The following is a 17,051-nucleotide window of genomic DNA, read 5'->3' as shown; positions in this document are numbered from 1 at the left end:
GTCACATCACCTTGACGATTTGTGGTGGACTCCAAGTTCCTTTCCCGGGAGGCAGGATGGAAGGCGAGTCTGTCTTAGGCCAGTAGAGGCGCATTACCAAGTACATGAGATCGTTCGGTGCGGGCAGCCAGTTGTTCTCCTTGTCCGCGCCGGGAGACGCTTTCTGAAGGTAGAGCGTCAGCGAACCATCCGCATTTTTCGTCATGCTGGAGAGCATGGGCGAGTTAATGAGATAACGATCAATCGAGTTTTCGATTAATAACTGCGTCTTGCCGTCGTACATTGTCACCGACCAGAAAGCGTTGACCGGCGGGAGCTGTCCGGCGTCAAAGGTGATCGTGTAGTTGTGTTTACTGCTGTCGAGCGGCTCGCCATTGGGCAAGGTCGTGGTCAGGGGATACGTGGCTTCCTCAGCATCGTTGGCATATATGCCCGCCTGCGCCACAGCCGCTCGCTTCAGCCAGTCTCCGTGGTAGAAGGCACTGTCGCCGCCAGCCCCCACGATGTTCCAGCCGTTGACTTTCGTGCCCAGACCCTTGATAGCATTTTCGACCTTGGCGTGCCCATCCTGTATGCCCTGAGCGACGGCGCTCTTTTGTTCAGCGGACAGTTTTTCGAAGCTGAACTTCTTGTCCGGGCCAATGCCAAGAAGAGCAAGCTTCGCACGGATTGCCACTTCGTCCTGTTCGGCCGGGCCGTGTTGCAAGGCGAAACCCAGGTACGTGAAAAAGTCGGCCTTTGCCAGATCAGTATTGATTTTTGGAAAGTCGATTGCTGGCGCGGCAGGAGGTGCGGGCTGTTTAAGATACGCAGAAAGCGGCTGTGCCTTGTAGCCCGATTGAATAGCTATGACGTTGGGCATGTCGGCCGGGTTGAACAGTTGGGTTCGAAAGACCGCGAATGGAAGTTCAGTTCCGGAACGAAATACCTTTCTTACACCTGGTGGAATCGCGCCCTTCCAGTGGGGGCCAGCGATCATGTAATCGCCGGCCTCATCCCCAGTGGAACGGCTTCCGATGTAGCCGAAATTGTAGGTGTTGCCGTCAATAAGCTGAACCGTGTAGTACCGAGGCTTTGTCACCGCCGGCACCGATAACACAATCGGCTCGCTGCGCACGTCCATGAACATCATGGAATACGGCGTGTCGCTGTTCGGCGAGATGACGGCCGTGTCCTTATAGTTGGCGACATGGTGCAGGCTGCGAATCTGGTTGAAGGGTGCCTTGTACTGGCTCGAGTTCTTGTCGACGGCGTACTCGTACATGATCGCGTAGTTCATCACAAGAGGAAGACCGTAGATGTACCCTTCCTCCGCGATTGCCCGCGTTTCAGAGGGGCTGATTTCCGCGCAGGCATAGAAGGATGTTAAGGACGCAATCACCAGCATCCCGTGACCAAGTGCTTTCGGTAGTTTGATGTCCATGAGGCTCTATTCCATTTATTGAATTTAATCGGTGGATCGGCTCACCAACGCTTCGTGACTTCATGCGGCTAGTCACATGGCACGGAGGAGGTCTGAGACGCAGCCTTTAAAAACGGATAGTCAAGCCGGCCATTGGGCCGTGAAGCACAGCATCAAACTTGAAGCCGCCGGCACTGTAATCCACGCCCAAGGCACGGTAGCCGACCGTCGCAGAGAAGCTCTTGCTGATGTTGTATCCAACGCCGAGTCCAACATCCCAATCCGCATTTGCGCCGCCCGCGCCTACCAGCCCCCACCCCGTCGCATATAGCTTTGGAGTGAAAACGTAGCTTCCCCGCACTCCTACCACGGCATCCACCCATGTGGCGCCATCGCTGCTTTTCCTGCCATTCAGGCGAGCGCCCTTCAGCGTGATGTCGGTGTCTACCGACCAAACACGCAGGCCCGCTACGACATCAAGGCTGTGGGGCGACTGATCAAGGACCGAATATCCCGCGCCCAACAGACCCGTGAACGTCTTGCTCTGTACGTCCGCACTGGTCGCCACAACCTCGCGGGGCGTGTCTCCCTGTGCTCCGCCCTTTGCATAAATCAGATCGCCAAAAAGGCTGTACCGGCCCTTACGGGCGTCGCCTGCCAGCATGGCCGCAAAATCCAGGTTATCGAAAATCTGATCAAAGCTCGTGTCTACATCGATAACCGGCAAACCTCGGTGAGACACCTTTCCAGACAGCGCCGGCGCCCAGACATAGGGCGTGACTGAAAACTGCCATTCGCTCGCATGCCGTATGTCGGGCGCTGGCGTAGCAACCTGTTCGGCGCAAACACCGGATCCGGCGTAGAGCAGGCCGCCAGCCAGACATCCAAATATGTGCTTTATCATCGTCCCGCCTCGGCCCGCAAGAGCCAGTGAATAACTCAGGCAGCCCGCCGAGGGGCTCTATCGAAACGACATCAGTACAGGGCCGAAACCAAAGCTAATCGCGGGATTCCCGGTATCGATCAGGTATGCGAGACCTGCCGGAACATTTGGGCTGACTCTCGCGGTAGATTACTTCGAATATAACGGTGCCACTTCAGATTTTTTTCTGCTCATGCGTCTGTGGCAACCCCTCGCGATTTTCCGCCGCGATATCGAAGCGAGTCGTACGCCCAAGGTGTAGTGCGATTACGCCGGTGCGGACTTATCAAATGGCTCGGCCTAGCCACATTCCAGCGGCATATACCAATTGACAGCCCTTTAAAGAAGGTGAGAATAAGTCCGACTCAAGGGCGCGATAGTGCCAGCCTTTGAACTCCAGTACGTATGCCAAAGTAAACCCGTATGCCCATGTGCGCCGCGCGGTTTGGAATTTCGTGCGGTCGATTTGATTATCTTTCGACGGAGAGTTGAAGATGACGACCAAACGAGCATTTTCGTCGAGTGCGGCGGCGCTTTTTATGGCCACAGCGGTTTTCTCTACACCCTCGATAGCGCAGGAACCGCGCAAACCAAACATCATTCTGATCGTATCGGACGACACGGGCTACGGGGACCTCGGCCCCTACGGTGGCGGTGTCGGACGTGGAATGCCCACCCCCAATATCGACCGGCTTGCCAAAGAGGGGATGACCTTCTTCTCGTTCTATGCACAGCCCAGTTGCACGCCAGGGCGCGCTGCCATGCAAACCGGCCGCATCCCGAATCGCAGCGGCATGACGACGGTCGCGTTCCAAGGCCAAGGCGGGGGCTTGCCTAAAGAGGAATGGACGTTGGCGTCAGTACTGAAGACGGGCGGCTACAAGACATTCTTCAGCGGAAAATGGCACCTGGGCGAAGCGGACTACTCGTTGCCAAACGCCCAAGGCTACGACGAGATGAAATACGCCGGCTTATACCATCTCAATGCCTATACCTATGCGGATCCAACTTGGTTCCCGGATATGGACCCTGAACTCCGCGCGATGTTCCAGAAGGTGACACGCGGAGCCCTGTCGGGTAACGCGGGCGAAACGGCGCGCGAGGAATTCAAGATCAATGGTCAGTACGTCGATACGCCCGTCGTGAACGGCAAGGAAGGCGTGGTTGGTATCCCCTTCTTCGACCGCTACGTGGAAAAGGCCTCGCTCGAGTATCTGGACCGCAACGCTAAATCCGAGCAGCCGTTCTTCATGAACATCAATTTCATGAAGGTCCACCAGCCAAATATGCCGGACCCCGACTACAAGGGTAAGTCGATGTCCAAGAGCAAGTACGCAGATTCGGTGGTGGAGCTGGATGCGCGGATCGGGCGGATCATGGACAAAGTTCGGGAGCTGGGCCTGGACAAGAACACATTGGTCTTCTACACCACGGACAACGGCGCTTGGCAGGACGTCTACCCCGATGCGGGCTACACCCCCTTCCGTGGTACCAAGGGCACGGTTCGCGAAGGTGGCAATCGTGTTCCCGCCATCGCCTGGATGCCGGGCAAGATTGCGCCCGCGTCGACGGACCACAGCATCTTGGGCGGCCTTGACTTGATGGCGACCTTCGCGTCGGTGGCGGGCGTCAAACTACCCGTTAACGATCGGGCGGAAAAGCCTATTGTGTTCGATAGCTACGACATGTCGCCGGTGCTGTTTGGCACGGGCAAATCTGAACGTAAGTCGTGGTTCTATTTCACGGAAAACGAGTTGTCTCCTGGCGCCATTCGCGTTGGCAACTATAAGGCGGTATTCAATCTTCGTGGCGACGACGGCGTGAAAACGGGAGGCTTGGCCGTTGACACCAACCTGGGCTGGAAAGGAGCTGAGTCATATGTCGCGGCGGTTCCGCAGGTATTTGACTTGTGGGCGGACCCCCAAGAACGGTACGACATCTTCATGAGCAATGTCACGGAAAGGACCTGGACAATAGTGTCGATGAACGCGGCCGCCGCGGACCTTATGAAGACGTATGTGAAGTACCCTCCGCGAAAGGCACAAAGCGAGGTCTATGACGGGCCGATCACTCTCTCGCAGTACGAGCGCTTCCAGCACATACGGGACGGCTTGGCCAAAGAAGGCTTCAGTCTGCCAATGCCTTCGGGGAACTAACGCGGCGTTTCCATTGCGCGGACCGGGTTAGCCGCGGGCCACCCGATCCGCCACGCAACCGGCGGGCCTAGTCAAAGGCCAGTATGTCAGCCCCATTTTTTCTGTTTGATATCGGTGACCGCGGACTTCGCCGCCGGCAAGACGCCTCCCGGCCTGGCCTCAATCGATGACGATTTTCTCCCGCTTGACGACATGAGAAAGCTGATCGACCTCACGCCCGATGCGCGTGGACAACTCCTTCGGATTGCTCATGACGACGCTACCCTGCGCACTGAGTGAGGTCTTGGCGGCAGGTTGCTCCATCGCGCGCTTGGACTGCTCGTACAAGGTGTCGACGATCTGGGCAGGCGTGCCTGCCGGGGCGAACAGGCCCAGCCAGAAAGTGACATCGATGTTCGGATAGCCTGCTTCGGCCATCGTGGGGATATCCGGCATTTGGGAAATCCGTTGCTTCTGCGTGACGGCCAGGGCTTTCAACTTGCCGGCGGCCACCTGCGGTGCGCTGGCCAGCGTATCGAAAGACGTGTTCACCTCGCCCGCCATGACCGCCATGCTGGCTTGCGAGGCCGACTTGTAGGGGATATGGGTTGCCTTGAACTGGGTGTCATTGCTCAGTTGCGCAAACGCCAGGTGGGCCAGGTTGCCTTGGCCTCCCGAGCCATAAGTGAGCTCGCCCGGATTCTTTCTGGCGTACTCAACCAGATCCTTGACCGACTTGATGGAGTGCTTCTTGGCCCATTCGGGGTTGACGTTCAAAATGAACGGCGCGTCCAGAACCAGGGCGATGGGAGCGAAATCCTTGGTCTTGTACTGGGAGTTCTTGTAGATCAGGGGGTTGACCGTGATGCTGCTGCTGTTGGTGGCCAGCAGCGTGTAGCCATCCGGCGCCGAACGGGCCACCTCGGCCGCCCCGATCGATCCATTGGCGCCGCCCTTGTTCTCCACGATGACGGGCTGCTTGAGCGTCTTGGACAACGAATCCGACAGCAGGCGAGCCATCGTGTCCGTGATCGAACCGGCCGGGAACGGCACGATGATCTTGATGGCTTTAGTGGGCCATGCGTTGTCCTGCGCGAACGCGGCAGGCGACCCCAACCCCAATGCCGAAGCCACGGCAAGGTGCGCGGAAGTGATGAGGAAGTTACGGCGGGAATTGGATGTAGTCATTGTTTGTCTCCACGAAAGTTAGATCTTGTGTATTGCATCGTGCTTGCGCGGCTTGTCAGGCCGCCTTCCTGGTTGCGGTGTTTCCTATGATTCCGTCTCGTTCCAGTGTCTGTTGCCGATCCGCGCTCATGCCCAGCACGCGCGAAAACACATCGCTGTTGTGCTGCCCTAGCGTAGGCGCCGGACGCACCGCCGCGACCGTCGCGCCCGGCTCCCTGAACCAGGGCGTGGTCGCCAGAAACTCGCCGATATACGGGCGGGTAGTCGCCGTGAAAAACTCACGGGCCCTGAGATGCGGGTCATCGAGTACCGTCCAGATCGGCTTGACCTCTCCTGCGCTGATACCGGCCTGCTGCAATTCGGCCATGGCGCTTTGCGCGGAGCGCGTGCGCGCCCATGCGTTGATCCTGCGGTCTATCTCTTCGTGCCGGGCCCGTCGGCCCGCCGCCTTCTCCAGCGCAGGGTCCAGGGCAAGATCAGCCGCCTGCATGACCGTCAGCAATGCCTGCCATTGCGCATCGCTCGTGATGCTCACCACCACCCAGGCGTCATCGCCCGCGCACTGGTATATCCCCTGCGGGGCATGGAGAGGATGCGCATTGCCGCTGCGGGGCGTGGTCGTGCCGTGCACGGACTGCTCAATAAGGAACGGCGCTGTCATGGGCAGCATGCATTCCACCTGAGACAGGTTGACGTGGCGCCCCTTGCCCGAGCGTTGCTGCACGAACAGCGCCAGCAACGCCGCCGCCCCCCCGTTGAAGCCACCCACCGGATCACCATAAGCGTAGGAGGTCAGCGCGGGTGGGTCCTGCGGGAAACCAGTGTGTTGCGGCAGGCCGCTAGCCTGCTCCAGCGTGCCGCCATAGGCCCTGATCGTGCTCCATGCATTGCCCGACCCGAATGCCGGCATGGATACCATGACCAAGCGCGGATTGACCTGGGACAGCACGGCATAGTCCAGCCCGAGTTTGGGCAATACCTCGGTCGAGTAGTTCTCGATGACGATATCGGCCTTGGCCACCAGGTCGAACAGGACCGCACGCCCTTCCGCACGGGTCAGATCAAGCGTGATGCCCAACTTGTTGCGGTTCATCAGCGCAAAGTTCGAGTTCTTTTCGTACAGCTTTTCCTGATAGAACTCATCGGTGTAATGCGTGCCCCGCCACCAATCCGGATAGCCCGTGCTTTCAACCTTGATGACTTCCGCGCCAAAGTCCGCCAGCGTCCTTGCCGCCAATGGCCCGGCCCACCCCATCGTCAGATCCACCACCCGGATTTTTCGCAAGGGCGGCGCGTCCGGCGCGGCCCTGGCCAAGCCGGCGGCCGGCGTCAGACGCTGCGCTTCACGGTAGCGGGGGCCGTCAGCATCCAGGAGCGCTGCCTTACCGCCCGGCAAGGGCCCCGCATCGCCCATGGGCAGCGGAACGACCGGCCCCTCGAATTCGGCCGCTCCCGCCTTGACGGGAACAAAGGCGCCGCGTTCGCGATGCACGCCTTGTTGAAGCAGTTCTGCCATGGTCGGCACGATGACAGCGGGAAATTTCTGCTTGCGCAGCACATCGAACCATTCCTCGGCTGTCCTGGCGCGCAGGCTGGGAATCAGGAACGCATCGATTTCGTCCGCATTGACCATACGGGTCGGCCCGCTCGCAAAACGCGGGTCCGCGGCCAGGTCCGGGTGGCCGATGGCAGCGCACAGCGCTGCCCACTGCGGGCCGGTATGGGCGAACAGCCCAATCCAGCCCTGCTTTGTCTCGTAGATGCCGGCGGGATGCGCTGTGCAGAACCGGTTGACACCCAGCCGGGCCATGGGATGCCGGCCATCCTGCACCATGCCGGCTTCCATCTCCACCAGCGAAAACGCAACCTCATGGATGCTCAGCAGATAACGCCGGCTGCCGTCGGATCGTCCCAGCAACGCGGCGGTCGCGCTTGAGAATGCCGCGACACCGGCGGCAATGGCGGTCTGAATGTCGTGCGGCAGATGGGGCGGGCCCTGCTTCGCGCCACTGCAATACACCGCGCCGGCCAGGGCGCGGCACACGGCCTCGGTGCCCGCGAAACCGCTGTAGGGCCCGGACTCGCCGAACCAGGTCAGACATACCTCGATGGGCGCCTTGCCCTGGCCGTCATTCCCATCGCCAGCGTACGCGGGGCGCTTCAGAACCTCCAAGCCTTCGTCCAGGGCCCGGGCGTCAAGAATCACATCGCATGTCCGCGCAAGCCCTGACAGCCACGCGGGTTCCGCGCCTGTCTTTCCACGAAGAGCCACGCTGCGCTTGTTGGTATTAAGCCAGGCATGCAAGGCGCTTGCGGGTTCGCCATTGGCCTCGTTCAAAAGGGGCGGCAGGCGGCGCAACGTGTCGCCGTCGGCGTCCTCCAGCTTGATGACCTCGGCGCCAAAATCCGCAAAGAGCTTCCCGGCATAAGCCACTGCCGCTCCGCAGCCAATTTCCAGCACGCGCAACCCGGAGAAGGCGAGCCGGCTTTCAGATGTATGCATAGTCGCAACCTGTTCCAACAGACTTCACCTTGATCACCAGGTATCGACAAAGGCGCGGCGGGCACGGCCGGCGCGCAAAGGTGCCGACGCGATGCCTTGGCGTATCCACGTGCGGGTCTGCGCGGGATCAATGACTGCGTCGATCTCCGTCGTGGACGCGACGTTGATGGCGTGCCCGCGCTCGTAAGCGCGAGCCACCAACTGGTCGTAAAGCGCCTGGCGCTCCGGCCCCTCGGGGACGTTCTCAAGCTCTTTCTTGAAGCCCAGCCGGATGGACCCTTCCAGGCCCATGGGGCCGAATTCGCCCGTGGGCCACGACACCGCGCAACTGGCCGAGCGAAAGCCCCCGCCGGCCATGGCCATGGCTCCCAGGCCGTAGCCCTTGCGCAAGGCAATTGCCAGGATGGCGCCCCGCAGCTTGGCCGCAACCACGAACATGCGCGACACATGCCGCACTTGTGCCTTGGCCTCTTGCTCCGGCCCGACCATGAATCCCGGCGTATCGATCAACGAAATGATGGGCAGGCCGTGGATATCGCAAAGGTTCATGAAGCGCGCCGCCTTGTCGGCCGCATCGGCATCGATAGCGCCTCCCAGGTGATGCGGATTGTTGGCGATGATCCCTACAGGCTGCCCTTCCACGCGAGCCAGGGCGGTGTGCATTCCCAGGCCGAACCCCGAGCGCAGCATCAATACGCTGCCTACGTCTGCAATGCCTTCGATCACCTTGCGGCTGTCGTAGACACGCAAGCGATTCTCCGGCACCACATGACGGAGCTGGCGCGGGTCGGGCGCCACCCAGTCCTTGGTGCGGCCCTGGAACATGGACAGATAGTGCTTGGCCGCCACGACGGCCTGCGCCTCGTTGTCGACCAGGATGTCGATGACGCCGTTGGCGAACTGCACCGGCGCGGGGCCAACGTCCTCTGGCCGGAAGATGCCCAGCCCTCCGCCTTCGATCATCGCCGGGCCGGCCATGCCGATGTTGGCGCTCTTGTCCGCGATGATGACATCGCAGACCCCCAGAAAGGCGGCGTTGCCCGCGAAACAGCGTCCCGAAACAATGCCGAGCAAAGGCACTTCGCCACTGAGTTCGGCCATCGCCGCGAACGACGGCTGATACAGCCCGGATACGAACGGAAAATCCACATCGCCCGGGCGGCCGCCTCCGCCTTCGGCGAACAACACCATCGGCATTTCGTCGCGGCGAGCACGTTCCACCAGCCTGTCGGTCTTGATGTGGTTGCGTTTGCCCTGCGTGCCCGCCAGCACCGTCGCGTCATAGGCCATGACGGCGGTCAGCGACCCGTCGTAGCCGAATGCGTCGCCGTTGATGTTGCCAATGCCGGTGACAATGCCGTCCGCGGGCGTGTTGGCGATCAGGTCTTCCTTGCTGCGGCGGCTGGCCTGCGCGGCAATGACCAATGCGCCAAACTCCACGAACGAACCTTCATCGCACAGATCGTCCACGTTCTCCCGTGCGGTGCGCTGCCCTCGCGAACGGCGCTTTGCCACGGCCTGCGGGCGCGCGTCATCGTAAAGCGACGCATGGCGGTCGAGTACGGCTTGCAGGTCCGGGCGCACGGCATCCAGATCGATCGCGTCTGTCACGACCTCGGTGTCGACCCCACTCGATTCCTGTTCCAGCAAGACCAGGATCTCGCCTTCGAGCACATTACCGCCACTGGCGGCCGGCACCTCGACGACCCTGCCATTGAAATCGGCGACGACGCTGTACTCCATTTTCATCGCTTCGATCACGGCGATGGGTTGGCCCTTGAGCACGAGAGCGCCAGCGCTTACGGACACCTCGACCAGGCGGCCGCTCAACGGCGCGCGCGATGCCGAGAGCCCTTCCGGCACCGCGGCCTCCGGCAGCTTTGCCGCCGAAGCGCTGCGCGCCCCCGCATCCCCGATCAGGCTGTCCTTGGCCTGCTGCGCTTGCGCGTACTGCTCGGCCGCTGCAAGCAGTTCCCCAAGGATGGACTCGATGTAGCGCGTATGGTTGCGCTGCGACAGGAAGTCCTCCCGGGCCACAAGCGCCTGCAAAAGATGGATATTCGTGGCTACGCCGGCAATCCGGAACTCGGCCAGACAGCGGCGCAACCGCCGCACCACGCCCGAGAAATCGTCACTGCCGCTGAACACGATCAGCTTGGCCAGCAGCGTGTCGAACGCCGGGGCGGGCGAGTACCCGCCGTAGGCATGGGTGTCGACGCGCACTTCGGGGCCGGCGGGCGGCTCGAAACGCTCCAGCCTGCCGTGTGCCGGGCGCGCCATGCCCGTGGCATCGGTCGATTCTGCATTGATGCGAACCTGAATGGCATAACCGTTCAGCCCCGGCGGGTTGCTCGGGTCCACGCCCAGTTCGGCCAGGTGCTTTCCCTGCGCGACGCCGATCTGCAAGGTCACCAGATCCACACCCGTGACCTGCTCGGTAATCGTATGTTCAACCTGTAGCCGGGGGTTGGCTTCGATGAATACAAAGTCCGTCTGCACCCCGTGTTCGTTTTCTTCGACCAGGAATTCAAAGGTTCCCAGGCTGCGGTACTCCACCCTGGCCGCCATTTTCTTTGCCGCGGCAAGAATGGCGGCGCGCAGCGGCGCGCTTAGCACCGGGCTGGGCGCGATCTCGACCACTTTCTGAAAGCGGCGCTGCAGCGTGCAATCCCGATCGCCAAGCGCGACCACCGACGCCCCATCGCCGGCAATCTGCACTTCGATATGACGCGCGCGGTTGACCAGACGCTCCGCGTACAGCGCGTCCACACCAAAGGCCGACATGGCTTCCGACCGACAGCGGGCATAGAGCTCGGCGATATCGGCTTTGGACTTGACGACGCGCATCCCGCGTCCGCCGCCTCCGCCGACCGCCTTGATGACAATCCCGACCCCTCCCTGCTCGTCGAAGAACTGTTCGACGTCCGCAAGTGTTGCACCGCCCGGCGTGGCGGGCATGACGGGCACGCCGCATTCGCGGGCCAGTTGCAATGCGCGGCCTTTGTCTCCGAACAGAGCCAGGTGATCGGCGTTCGGGCCGATGAACGTGATTCCCGCCGCATCGCAAGCCAGGGCGAAATCCGCCCTTTCACTCAAGAAGCCATACCCCGGATGGATGGCATCGCAATGCTCGGCCGTGGCGACGGCAATGATGGCGTCGATATCGATATAAGCCGCCGGACCGGAGCCGGTCAGCGCAACCGAGGTATCCGCAAGAATTCGATGCCTTGAGTTTGAATCGTCCTGGGAATACACCGCGACGCTTTCCAACCCCAGGTCGCGCACGGCGCGTATGACTCGCACGGCGATTTCGCCACGATTGGCAACCAACACTCTCTTCATGGTGATCCTATGTCTCTGCTCTGACTCTTATGCTCAAGTCCTTGAGCTGCTGCCCGTAGCCCTTGCATGTTCCTGCCAGACGAGGCGCGCCTGCGGGCAGGCGCCGAAAAGCACTAACATGCAAACGGATACGCGCAATCGCAGCCCAGCTTGATCCGGCGGTTGTCGTTAACTTGGTGAGGATGGTAGGAGTCGTGCCACAGCCGCACAATTCACATTTTTCTCTGACCCCTATAGCCGTTCGGCATGTGTCTCGATAAAAGCAGGCGGAAATGGAACTCAGGCAGTTAAGAACGGTTCTGGCGATCGCGGAAACCGGCAGCCTCACCAAGGCGGCGGAACTGCTGCATGTTGTGCAGCCCGCCCTGTCCCGACAACTGAAACAACTGGAAGACGAACTGGGCACGCCGCTTTTCGAGCGCAACCGGCTCGGGATGGTGCTGACCGTGCCAGGCCGCCGGTTTGTCGATCAGGTGCGGGTTTCCCTTAAGGGGCTCAATGAAGCCCGGGCCGACATCGGCGCCGCAAAATCGGAGCTGCTTGGCACGGTGTCCATCGGCATGCTGCCCAGCCTTGCGGCCGCGCTTGCCGGCCCGCTCGTCATCGCGTTGCAGCAGCAGTACCCAAATCTGCGCGTGCGCATCGCCACCGGCTTCTCGGATTTCCTGCAAGAGGGCCTGGAGGGCGGCAAGCTTGATATCTGCCTCATGGGCGACTATCTGCAATCCGAACTTCTGCAGACCTCGCCCGCTTATTCCGAACCCATATACGTCTTCGGCATGCCGGGATCCGGATTGTCCGAAGACACCCCGATGACGCTCGAGGCCGTCTCCAGAATGCCCATGGTGGTTCCGGAAGCGCGCAGCTTGCGCAACGTGATAGACCGGGCCTGCACCATCCTCGGCGTCAACCTGAATCTTGTTGCCGAGTCGGACAGCACTACGGTCATTCTCGATCTGGTGTTACGCGGCGTCGGCTACACCATCCTGCCAGCCATGCCCATCATGACGATGCTGGCCGAAAAGCGCATCGAAGGCGCTCCCATCATCAGCCCCACGCTGCAACGCACTGTGATCATCGGCACCGCCGTGCTGAACCGCAACCCCCGCCTCGTCAATGTCCTGCATGCCGAGCTGATCCGCCTGCTCGAGCCCTACATCAAACAGTTCGAGAACGTCGGCGTACGCTGGCTGGCTGATTGAATACATCTCTCTGCGTGCACCCTCTGCGTGCACCCTCCGCGCGCGAACCCGGCACGCAACGGGCCACGGCCCAGCTATGCTCAATCGCTATGCCCCTCGTCAAAATTAGTTAATTGTCCCGAGACGACTCGCCCCCCTAACATCATTCAAGCGTCGTGGCATCGCCAGCAGACAAGCCATGCACCAACGGGTGTATGTCCCGTCCGCCTGCCGGCCGGCCGCGGCCAACGAATCTTGGGAGGCGAATGTGCAGAATTCCTCTAACAGCACACACACAGCGGGCGACGAGGCAGTCGGCCCGGAGCAGTACTTCCAGCGCATGCTCGAACAAGGGCAGTTCATGATTCAGCGCTGCGAAACAACCGGCCGCGCCGTTTTCTATCCTCGAGCCATCTCCCCTTATGGCGGCGGACGCTTGCGCTGGGAAGCCGCCAGTGGCGACGGCACTATCTATTCGACCACCGTCGTGCGCCAACGCCCCGAACGGGGTGGGAACTATTGCGTCGTCCTGGTGGACCTTGCAGAGGGACCGCGCCTGATGAGCACCGTTGTCGACATGGAGCCCCTGGCGGTGACGATCGGCATGCGAGTCCGTGCAGAAGTGCGCCGCCATTCCTCTGGCGTGCCGCGCGTGGTGTTCGTGCGCGCGGACTGACCGCGTGTGGTGTTTGTGCGCGCTGACTATCGCGCGACCCATGATTATTGGAACGATTTGATGGCTACTAGTACAAGAGGGGCCTCGGCGATTGTCGGGATCGGCACCACGCCTGGCTGGAACAGCCCCGGGTTCTCGGCGTTGGATCAACTTGGCATCGCCGTTCAGGCGGCGGCGGCCGATGCGGGCATCGGCGTGGACCAGATCGACGGCTTGTTCACGTCCACCCTGACGCATTTCATGCCCGCCCTGTCCGTGGCGGAGTATCTCGGCATCCATCCGACCTACATGGATGGCACCAACATCGGCGGATCCTCATTTCTGGCCCACCTGTTGTCGGCCACGCTTGCCCTGCAAGCCGGGCTGTGCAAAGTGGCCTGCATTTGCTATGGGTCGAACCAACTGTCGGCGGGCGGCAAGCTCACCACCCTGACCGAACCCGCCCCCTGGGAGGCGATGTATTCGCCGCGCAACCCCATCAGCGGCTACGCCTTGGCTACCGCGCGCCACATGCACCAGTACGGAACCACGCGCGAGCAGTTGGCCAGCGTCGCGGTCGCCGCGCGCCAATGGGCGCAGCTAAATCCTGCCGCGCACGAGCGCGGCCCCCTGAGCATCGCCGAGGTTCTGGATTCCCGGCCCATATCCGATCCGCTCACGCTGCGGGACTGCTGCCTGGTGACCGACGGCGGCGGAGCGATGATTCTTGTCGCCGCGGAGCGCGTGCCGGAATTTGCCAACACGCCGGCCTATGTTCTGGGTGTCGGCGAGGCCACCACGCATCGCCAGATTTCAAGCATGGAAGACCTTACGGTCACCGGTGCCGTGCAATCCGGCCAACGCGCCTTCGAGATGGCGCGCGTCGCGCCACAAGAGATCGACGTCTTGCAGCTCTATGACGCATTCACCATCAACCCGATTCTGTTTCTTGAAGACCTGGGTTACTGCGCCAAGGGCGAAGGTGGCGCGTTCGTGGCCTCAGGCGTGACCGCGCCCGGCGGCGCACTGCCGGTCAACACCAACGGCGGCGGCCTGTCCTGCAATCACCCTGGCATGTATGGCATTTTCGCGGCCATCGAGGCGGTGCACCAGATCCGCCGCACCGCAGGCGCCAGACAGGTTGACGGCGTCGATCTGGCCCTGGCCCACGGCAATGGCGGCCAGTTGGCCAGCCAAGTCACGGCGATTCTCGGATCGCGCACCACCCTGTAAACGCTACAACCGCGGACACCATCATGAGCAGCACCACCAGCACGCCAGTCGTCACCTACCATCCCTTCGTGGCCGAGCCTCAATTGCACAAGGTGCCGTTGGCGGCCAAGACCAGGTCCGTCAACCGGGCGGCGGTGATAGGCGCCGGGACGATGGGCGGCGGCATTGCGATGTGTTTCGCCAACGCCGGCATACCCGTGGTGCTGCTGGAGAAAGACGCCGAGCGCCTCAGCCAGGGCATGGCGCGCATCGAAGAAAACTACGCCAACTCCGCGCGGCGCGGCCGACTCAGCGCAGGCGACGTCGCGCAGCGTCTCGCATGCATACAGGGCAGCACACGCTTCGAGGATCTGGCCGACGTGGATCTGGTCATTGAGGCGGTGTTCGAGGAAATCGGCCTTAAACACGAGATCTTCAAGACGCTTGATCGGGTCTGCAAGCCCGGCGCCATCCTGGCCTCAAACACTTCTTTCCTGGACATCGACACTATCGCGAGCGCCACTCGGCGGCCCCAGGACGTGGTGGGGATGCACTTTTTCAGTCCTGCCAACGTCATGCAGTTGCTGGAGAATGTGCGCGGCTCCGCCACCTCTGACGACGTGTGCGCCACCGTCATGGATGTGGGCCGCCGCCTGGGCAAGGTCGCCGTGCTGGTGCGGTCCTGCGACGGATTCGTCGGCAACCGCATGTTGGCCAAGCGCACGCGCGAAAGTCATTTCCTGCTTCAGGAAGGCGCCTCGCCCTTTCAGATAGACCGTGTCCTGCGCGATTTCGGCCTGCCGATGGGGCCGTTCGCCATGGCGGATCTGGCAGGTTTGGACGTGGGCTGGCGCAATCGCCAGAGCCGCCTGCCGAACCTGACGCCGCGCGAGCGCGAGTGCGACATGCTGGACCGCATGGTCGCCGCGGGCCGGCTGGGCCAGAAGACCCAGGGCGGCTTCTACGACTATGACAATGACCGCAAGGCCACCCCATCACCGGCTGCCGAAGCACTGGTCGACGCACACCGCGCGGCCTCCGGCCGACAAGCACGGCAGATCTCCGACCAGGAAATTCTGGAGCGCTGCCTGTACTCCATGATCAACGAAGCCGCCTATATCCTGGAAGAGAACATCGTCGAACGCGCCTCCGACATCGACGTCGTCTGGCTCAAAGGTTACGGCTTTCCCGCCTATCGGGGCGGCCCGCTGTGCTACGCGGACCAGATCGGCCTGCCTGCCATCCTGGCGGGCTTGCGCAAATACGAAGCCGAGCACGGTTCCCAATACTGGAAGCCGGCCGATCTCATCGTCAAGCTCGCTCGGGAGGGGCGAGGTTTTCTCGATGGCCCTGCCTGAAGCCTCGCACACGCAATAAGAGGCTGCGGAGCTAGCAAATACAGAGGTTTTGATAACTACAACAAATCGGAGACAAGCGTGTCTGACAAGCAACTGCATCGCATCCCCTTGGGCCGCAATCTGGCCGCCATCATCATCTGCGGCAGCAGCGCCCTGCTCGCGCCTGGCGTCGCGGCTGCCGCCGATTGGCCCGACGGCAAACCCATCACCATCGTCGTCCCGTTTTCGCCTGGCGGTTTCACGGACCTGGTTGCGCGCCGCTACGCTCAGGACCTGGGCAATGCGTTGAAGACGACCATCGTGGTTCAAAACAAACCCGGCGCCAGCGGCCAGATCGGCACTGCGCTCGTCGCGCGCGAGAAGCCGGACGGCTACAACCTGCTTGTCACGGCCACGCAGCACGTGATCTATCCCGGCCTGCAGCCCAACCTGCCCTACGACTCGAAGAAAAGCTTCTCCAACGTGGCCATTCTGGCTTACGCGCCTAACGTCCTGCTGGTTCCCGCCAAATCTCCCCTCTCCAACGCGAAGGATTTCACGGCCTACGCCAACCAACAAGCTGGCGGTCTGGCTTTCGGCTCCAGCAGCGTGGGCGGCTCGGCGCACATGTCCGGCGAACTCTACAAAATGGTCGCCGGCGCCAATCTGCGCCATATCCCTTACAAGGGCGCCGCGCCCGCCGTCACCGACCTGATAGGCGCTCAGATTCCGGCGGCATTCCTGGACGCAACATCGGCAGCCGCGTTCATCCGCTCGGGTGACGTCAAAGCCCTGGCCGTCACCTCAAAAGACCGCCTGCCCAGCTTGCCCGATGTGCCCACCGTCGCCGAATCCGGCTATCCCAGCTATGAGTCGCAGGCCTGGATAGGCCTCTTCGGCCCCGCCGGCATGCCGACATCCATCGTGCAGAAGCTGAACCAGATCGCCATCGACAGCGCCAACACCGAAGCCAACATCAAATGGATCAACGACAACAATGCCACGACGGCCAAGCTTTCGCCGGCACAGGTCACGGGCTTCGTCGACGCCGAGCTCGACAAATGGAAAACCGTCATCGACCAGGCGCACGTCAAGGTCCAATAGCACGGTGAGGCGCTCGCAAACGGGCGCCGTAAGCCCAATGCGGCCCGGGGGGGGGGGGGCAGGCCGGCCC

The 17,051-nt window shown here is 61.8% G+C and carries 11 protein-coding genes; 6 read left to right on the top strand and 5 right to left on the bottom strand.

Translation table 11 applies throughout. The features are described from left to right. Position 1: 1 nt before the first annotated feature. Both ACE04A_RS14535 and ACE04A_RS14530 read right to left on the bottom strand, forming a co-directional pair. The gene (locus tag ACE04A_RS14535) at positions 2 to 1,423 is read right to left on the bottom strand and encodes a DUF1254 domain-containing protein (RefSeq protein ID WP_447990650.1); all 1,422 of its coding nucleotides are present in this window, start codon (positions 1,421 to 1,423) and stop codon (positions 2 to 4) included. A gap of 106 nt (positions 1,424 to 1,529) precedes the next feature. Continuing rightward, on the bottom strand, positions 1,530 to 2,306 hold the full coding sequence (locus ACE04A_RS14530) for an outer membrane protein (protein ID WP_485820243.1): 777 nt from the start codon (positions 2,304 to 2,306) through the stop codon (positions 1,530 to 1,532). A gap of 512 nt (positions 2,307 to 2,818) precedes the next feature. On the opposite strand from ACE04A_RS14530, the gene ACE04A_RS14525 reads away from it, so the two are divergent. Beyond that, the gene (locus tag ACE04A_RS14525; protein WP_448717522.1) at positions 2,819 to 4,480 is read left to right on the top strand and encodes an arylsulfatase; all 1,662 of its coding nucleotides are present in this window, start codon (positions 2,819 to 2,821) and stop codon (positions 4,478 to 4,480) included. A 159-nt stretch (positions 4,481 to 4,639) separates the two neighbouring features. Here the strand turns inward: ACE04A_RS14525 and ACE04A_RS14520 are convergent, their stop codons facing one another. The 3 genes from ACE04A_RS14520 to ACE04A_RS14510 are packed head-to-tail and all read right to left on the bottom strand — an operon-like array spanning position 4,640 to position 11,492. Then, positions 4,640 to 5,647, bottom strand: coding sequence for a Bug family tripartite tricarboxylate transporter substrate binding protein (locus ACE04A_RS14520; protein WP_259245746.1), 1,008 nt, complete (start codon positions 5,645 to 5,647; stop codon positions 4,640 to 4,642). A gap of 55 nt (positions 5,648 to 5,702) precedes the next feature. Further along, complete coding sequence (locus ACE04A_RS14515; protein WP_448717523.1) at positions 5,703 to 8,150, bottom strand: CaiB/BaiF CoA-transferase family protein; 2,448 nt, start codon at positions 8,148 to 8,150, stop codon at positions 5,703 to 5,705. A gap of 33 nt (positions 8,151 to 8,183) precedes the next feature. After that, positions 8,184 to 11,492, bottom strand: a complete 3,309-nt coding sequence (locus ACE04A_RS14510; protein ID WP_485820242.1) for an acetyl-CoA carboxylase family protein — start codon at positions 11,490 to 11,492, stop codon at positions 8,184 to 8,186. Positions 11,493 to 11,764: 272 nt separating this feature from the next. Here ACE04A_RS14510 and ACE04A_RS14505 point away from each other — a divergent pair, with 272 nt between their 5' ends. From ACE04A_RS14505 to ACE04A_RS14485, 5 genes are all read left to right on the top strand, one after another. Then, the gene (locus ACE04A_RS14505; RefSeq protein ID WP_127185348.1) at positions 11,765 to 12,694 is read left to right on the top strand and encodes a LysR family transcriptional regulator; all 930 of its coding nucleotides are present in this window, start codon (positions 11,765 to 11,767) and stop codon (positions 12,692 to 12,694) included. Positions 12,695 to 12,941: 247 nt separating this feature from the next. Beyond that, the gene (locus ACE04A_RS14500; protein WP_438858784.1) at positions 12,942 to 13,349 is read left to right on the top strand and encodes a Zn-ribbon domain-containing OB-fold protein; all 408 of its coding nucleotides are present in this window, start codon (positions 12,942 to 12,944) and stop codon (positions 13,347 to 13,349) included. Positions 13,350 to 13,409: 60 nt separating this feature from the next. Beyond that, complete coding sequence (locus ACE04A_RS14495) at positions 13,410 to 14,561, top strand: acetyl-CoA acetyltransferase (RefSeq protein WP_279995658.1); 1,152 nt, start codon at positions 13,410 to 13,412, stop codon at positions 14,559 to 14,561. A 23-nt stretch (positions 14,562 to 14,584) separates the two neighbouring features. Continuing rightward, positions 14,585 to 15,898 carry a 3-hydroxyacyl-CoA dehydrogenase gene (locus ACE04A_RS14490; RefSeq protein WP_448717525.1) on the top strand — a complete coding sequence of 438 codons (1,314 nt, stop codon included), beginning with the start codon at positions 14,585 to 14,587 and terminating at the stop codon, positions 15,896 to 15,898. 78 nt (positions 15,899 to 15,976) lie between these two features. Continuing rightward, positions 15,977 to 16,981, top strand: a complete 1,005-nt coding sequence (locus tag ACE04A_RS14485) for a Bug family tripartite tricarboxylate transporter substrate binding protein (RefSeq protein WP_448717527.1) — start codon at positions 15,977 to 15,979, stop codon at positions 16,979 to 16,981. Positions 16,982 to 17,051 lie beyond the last annotated feature (70 nt).

Source organism: Achromobacter colocynthidis, assembly GCF_057334535.1.
The sequence above is the reverse complement of the archived record's forward strand: the minus strand, read 5'-3'. Positions and strand labels throughout refer to the sequence as shown.

Bases quoted from the DNA above. Each gene is read 5' to 3' on its own strand.
- ACE04A_RS14515 (WP_448717523.1), bottom strand. From the start codon at position 8,150: ATGCATACATCTGAAAGCCGGCTCGCCTTCTCCGGGTTGCGCGTGCTG.
- ACE04A_RS14535 (WP_447990650.1), bottom strand. From the start codon at position 1,423: ATGGACATCAAACTACCGAAAGCACTTGGTCACGGGATGCTGGTGATT.
- ACE04A_RS14525 (WP_448717522.1), top strand. From the start codon at position 2,819: ATGACGACCAAACGAGCATTTTCGTCGAGTGCGGCGGCGCTTTTTATG.
- ACE04A_RS14490 (WP_448717525.1), top strand. From the start codon at position 14,585: ATGAGCAGCACCACCAGCACGCCAGTCGTCACCTACCATCCCTTCGTG.
- ACE04A_RS14505 (WP_127185348.1), top strand. From the start codon at position 11,765: ATGGAACTCAGGCAGTTAAGAACGGTTCTGGCGATCGCGGAAACCGGC.
- ACE04A_RS14530 (WP_485820243.1), bottom strand. From the start codon at position 2,306: ATGATAAAGCACATATTTGGATGTCTGGCTGGCGGCCTGCTCTACGCC.
- ACE04A_RS14520 (WP_259245746.1), bottom strand. From the start codon at position 5,647: ATGACTACATCCAATTCCCGCCGTAACTTCCTCATCACTTCCGCGCAC.
- ACE04A_RS14510 (WP_485820242.1), bottom strand. From the start codon at position 11,492: ATGAAGAGAGTGTTGGTTGCCAATCGTGGCGAAATCGCCGTGCGAGTC.
- ACE04A_RS14495 (WP_279995658.1), top strand. From the start codon at position 13,410: ATGGCTACTAGTACAAGAGGGGCCTCGGCGATTGTCGGGATCGGCACC.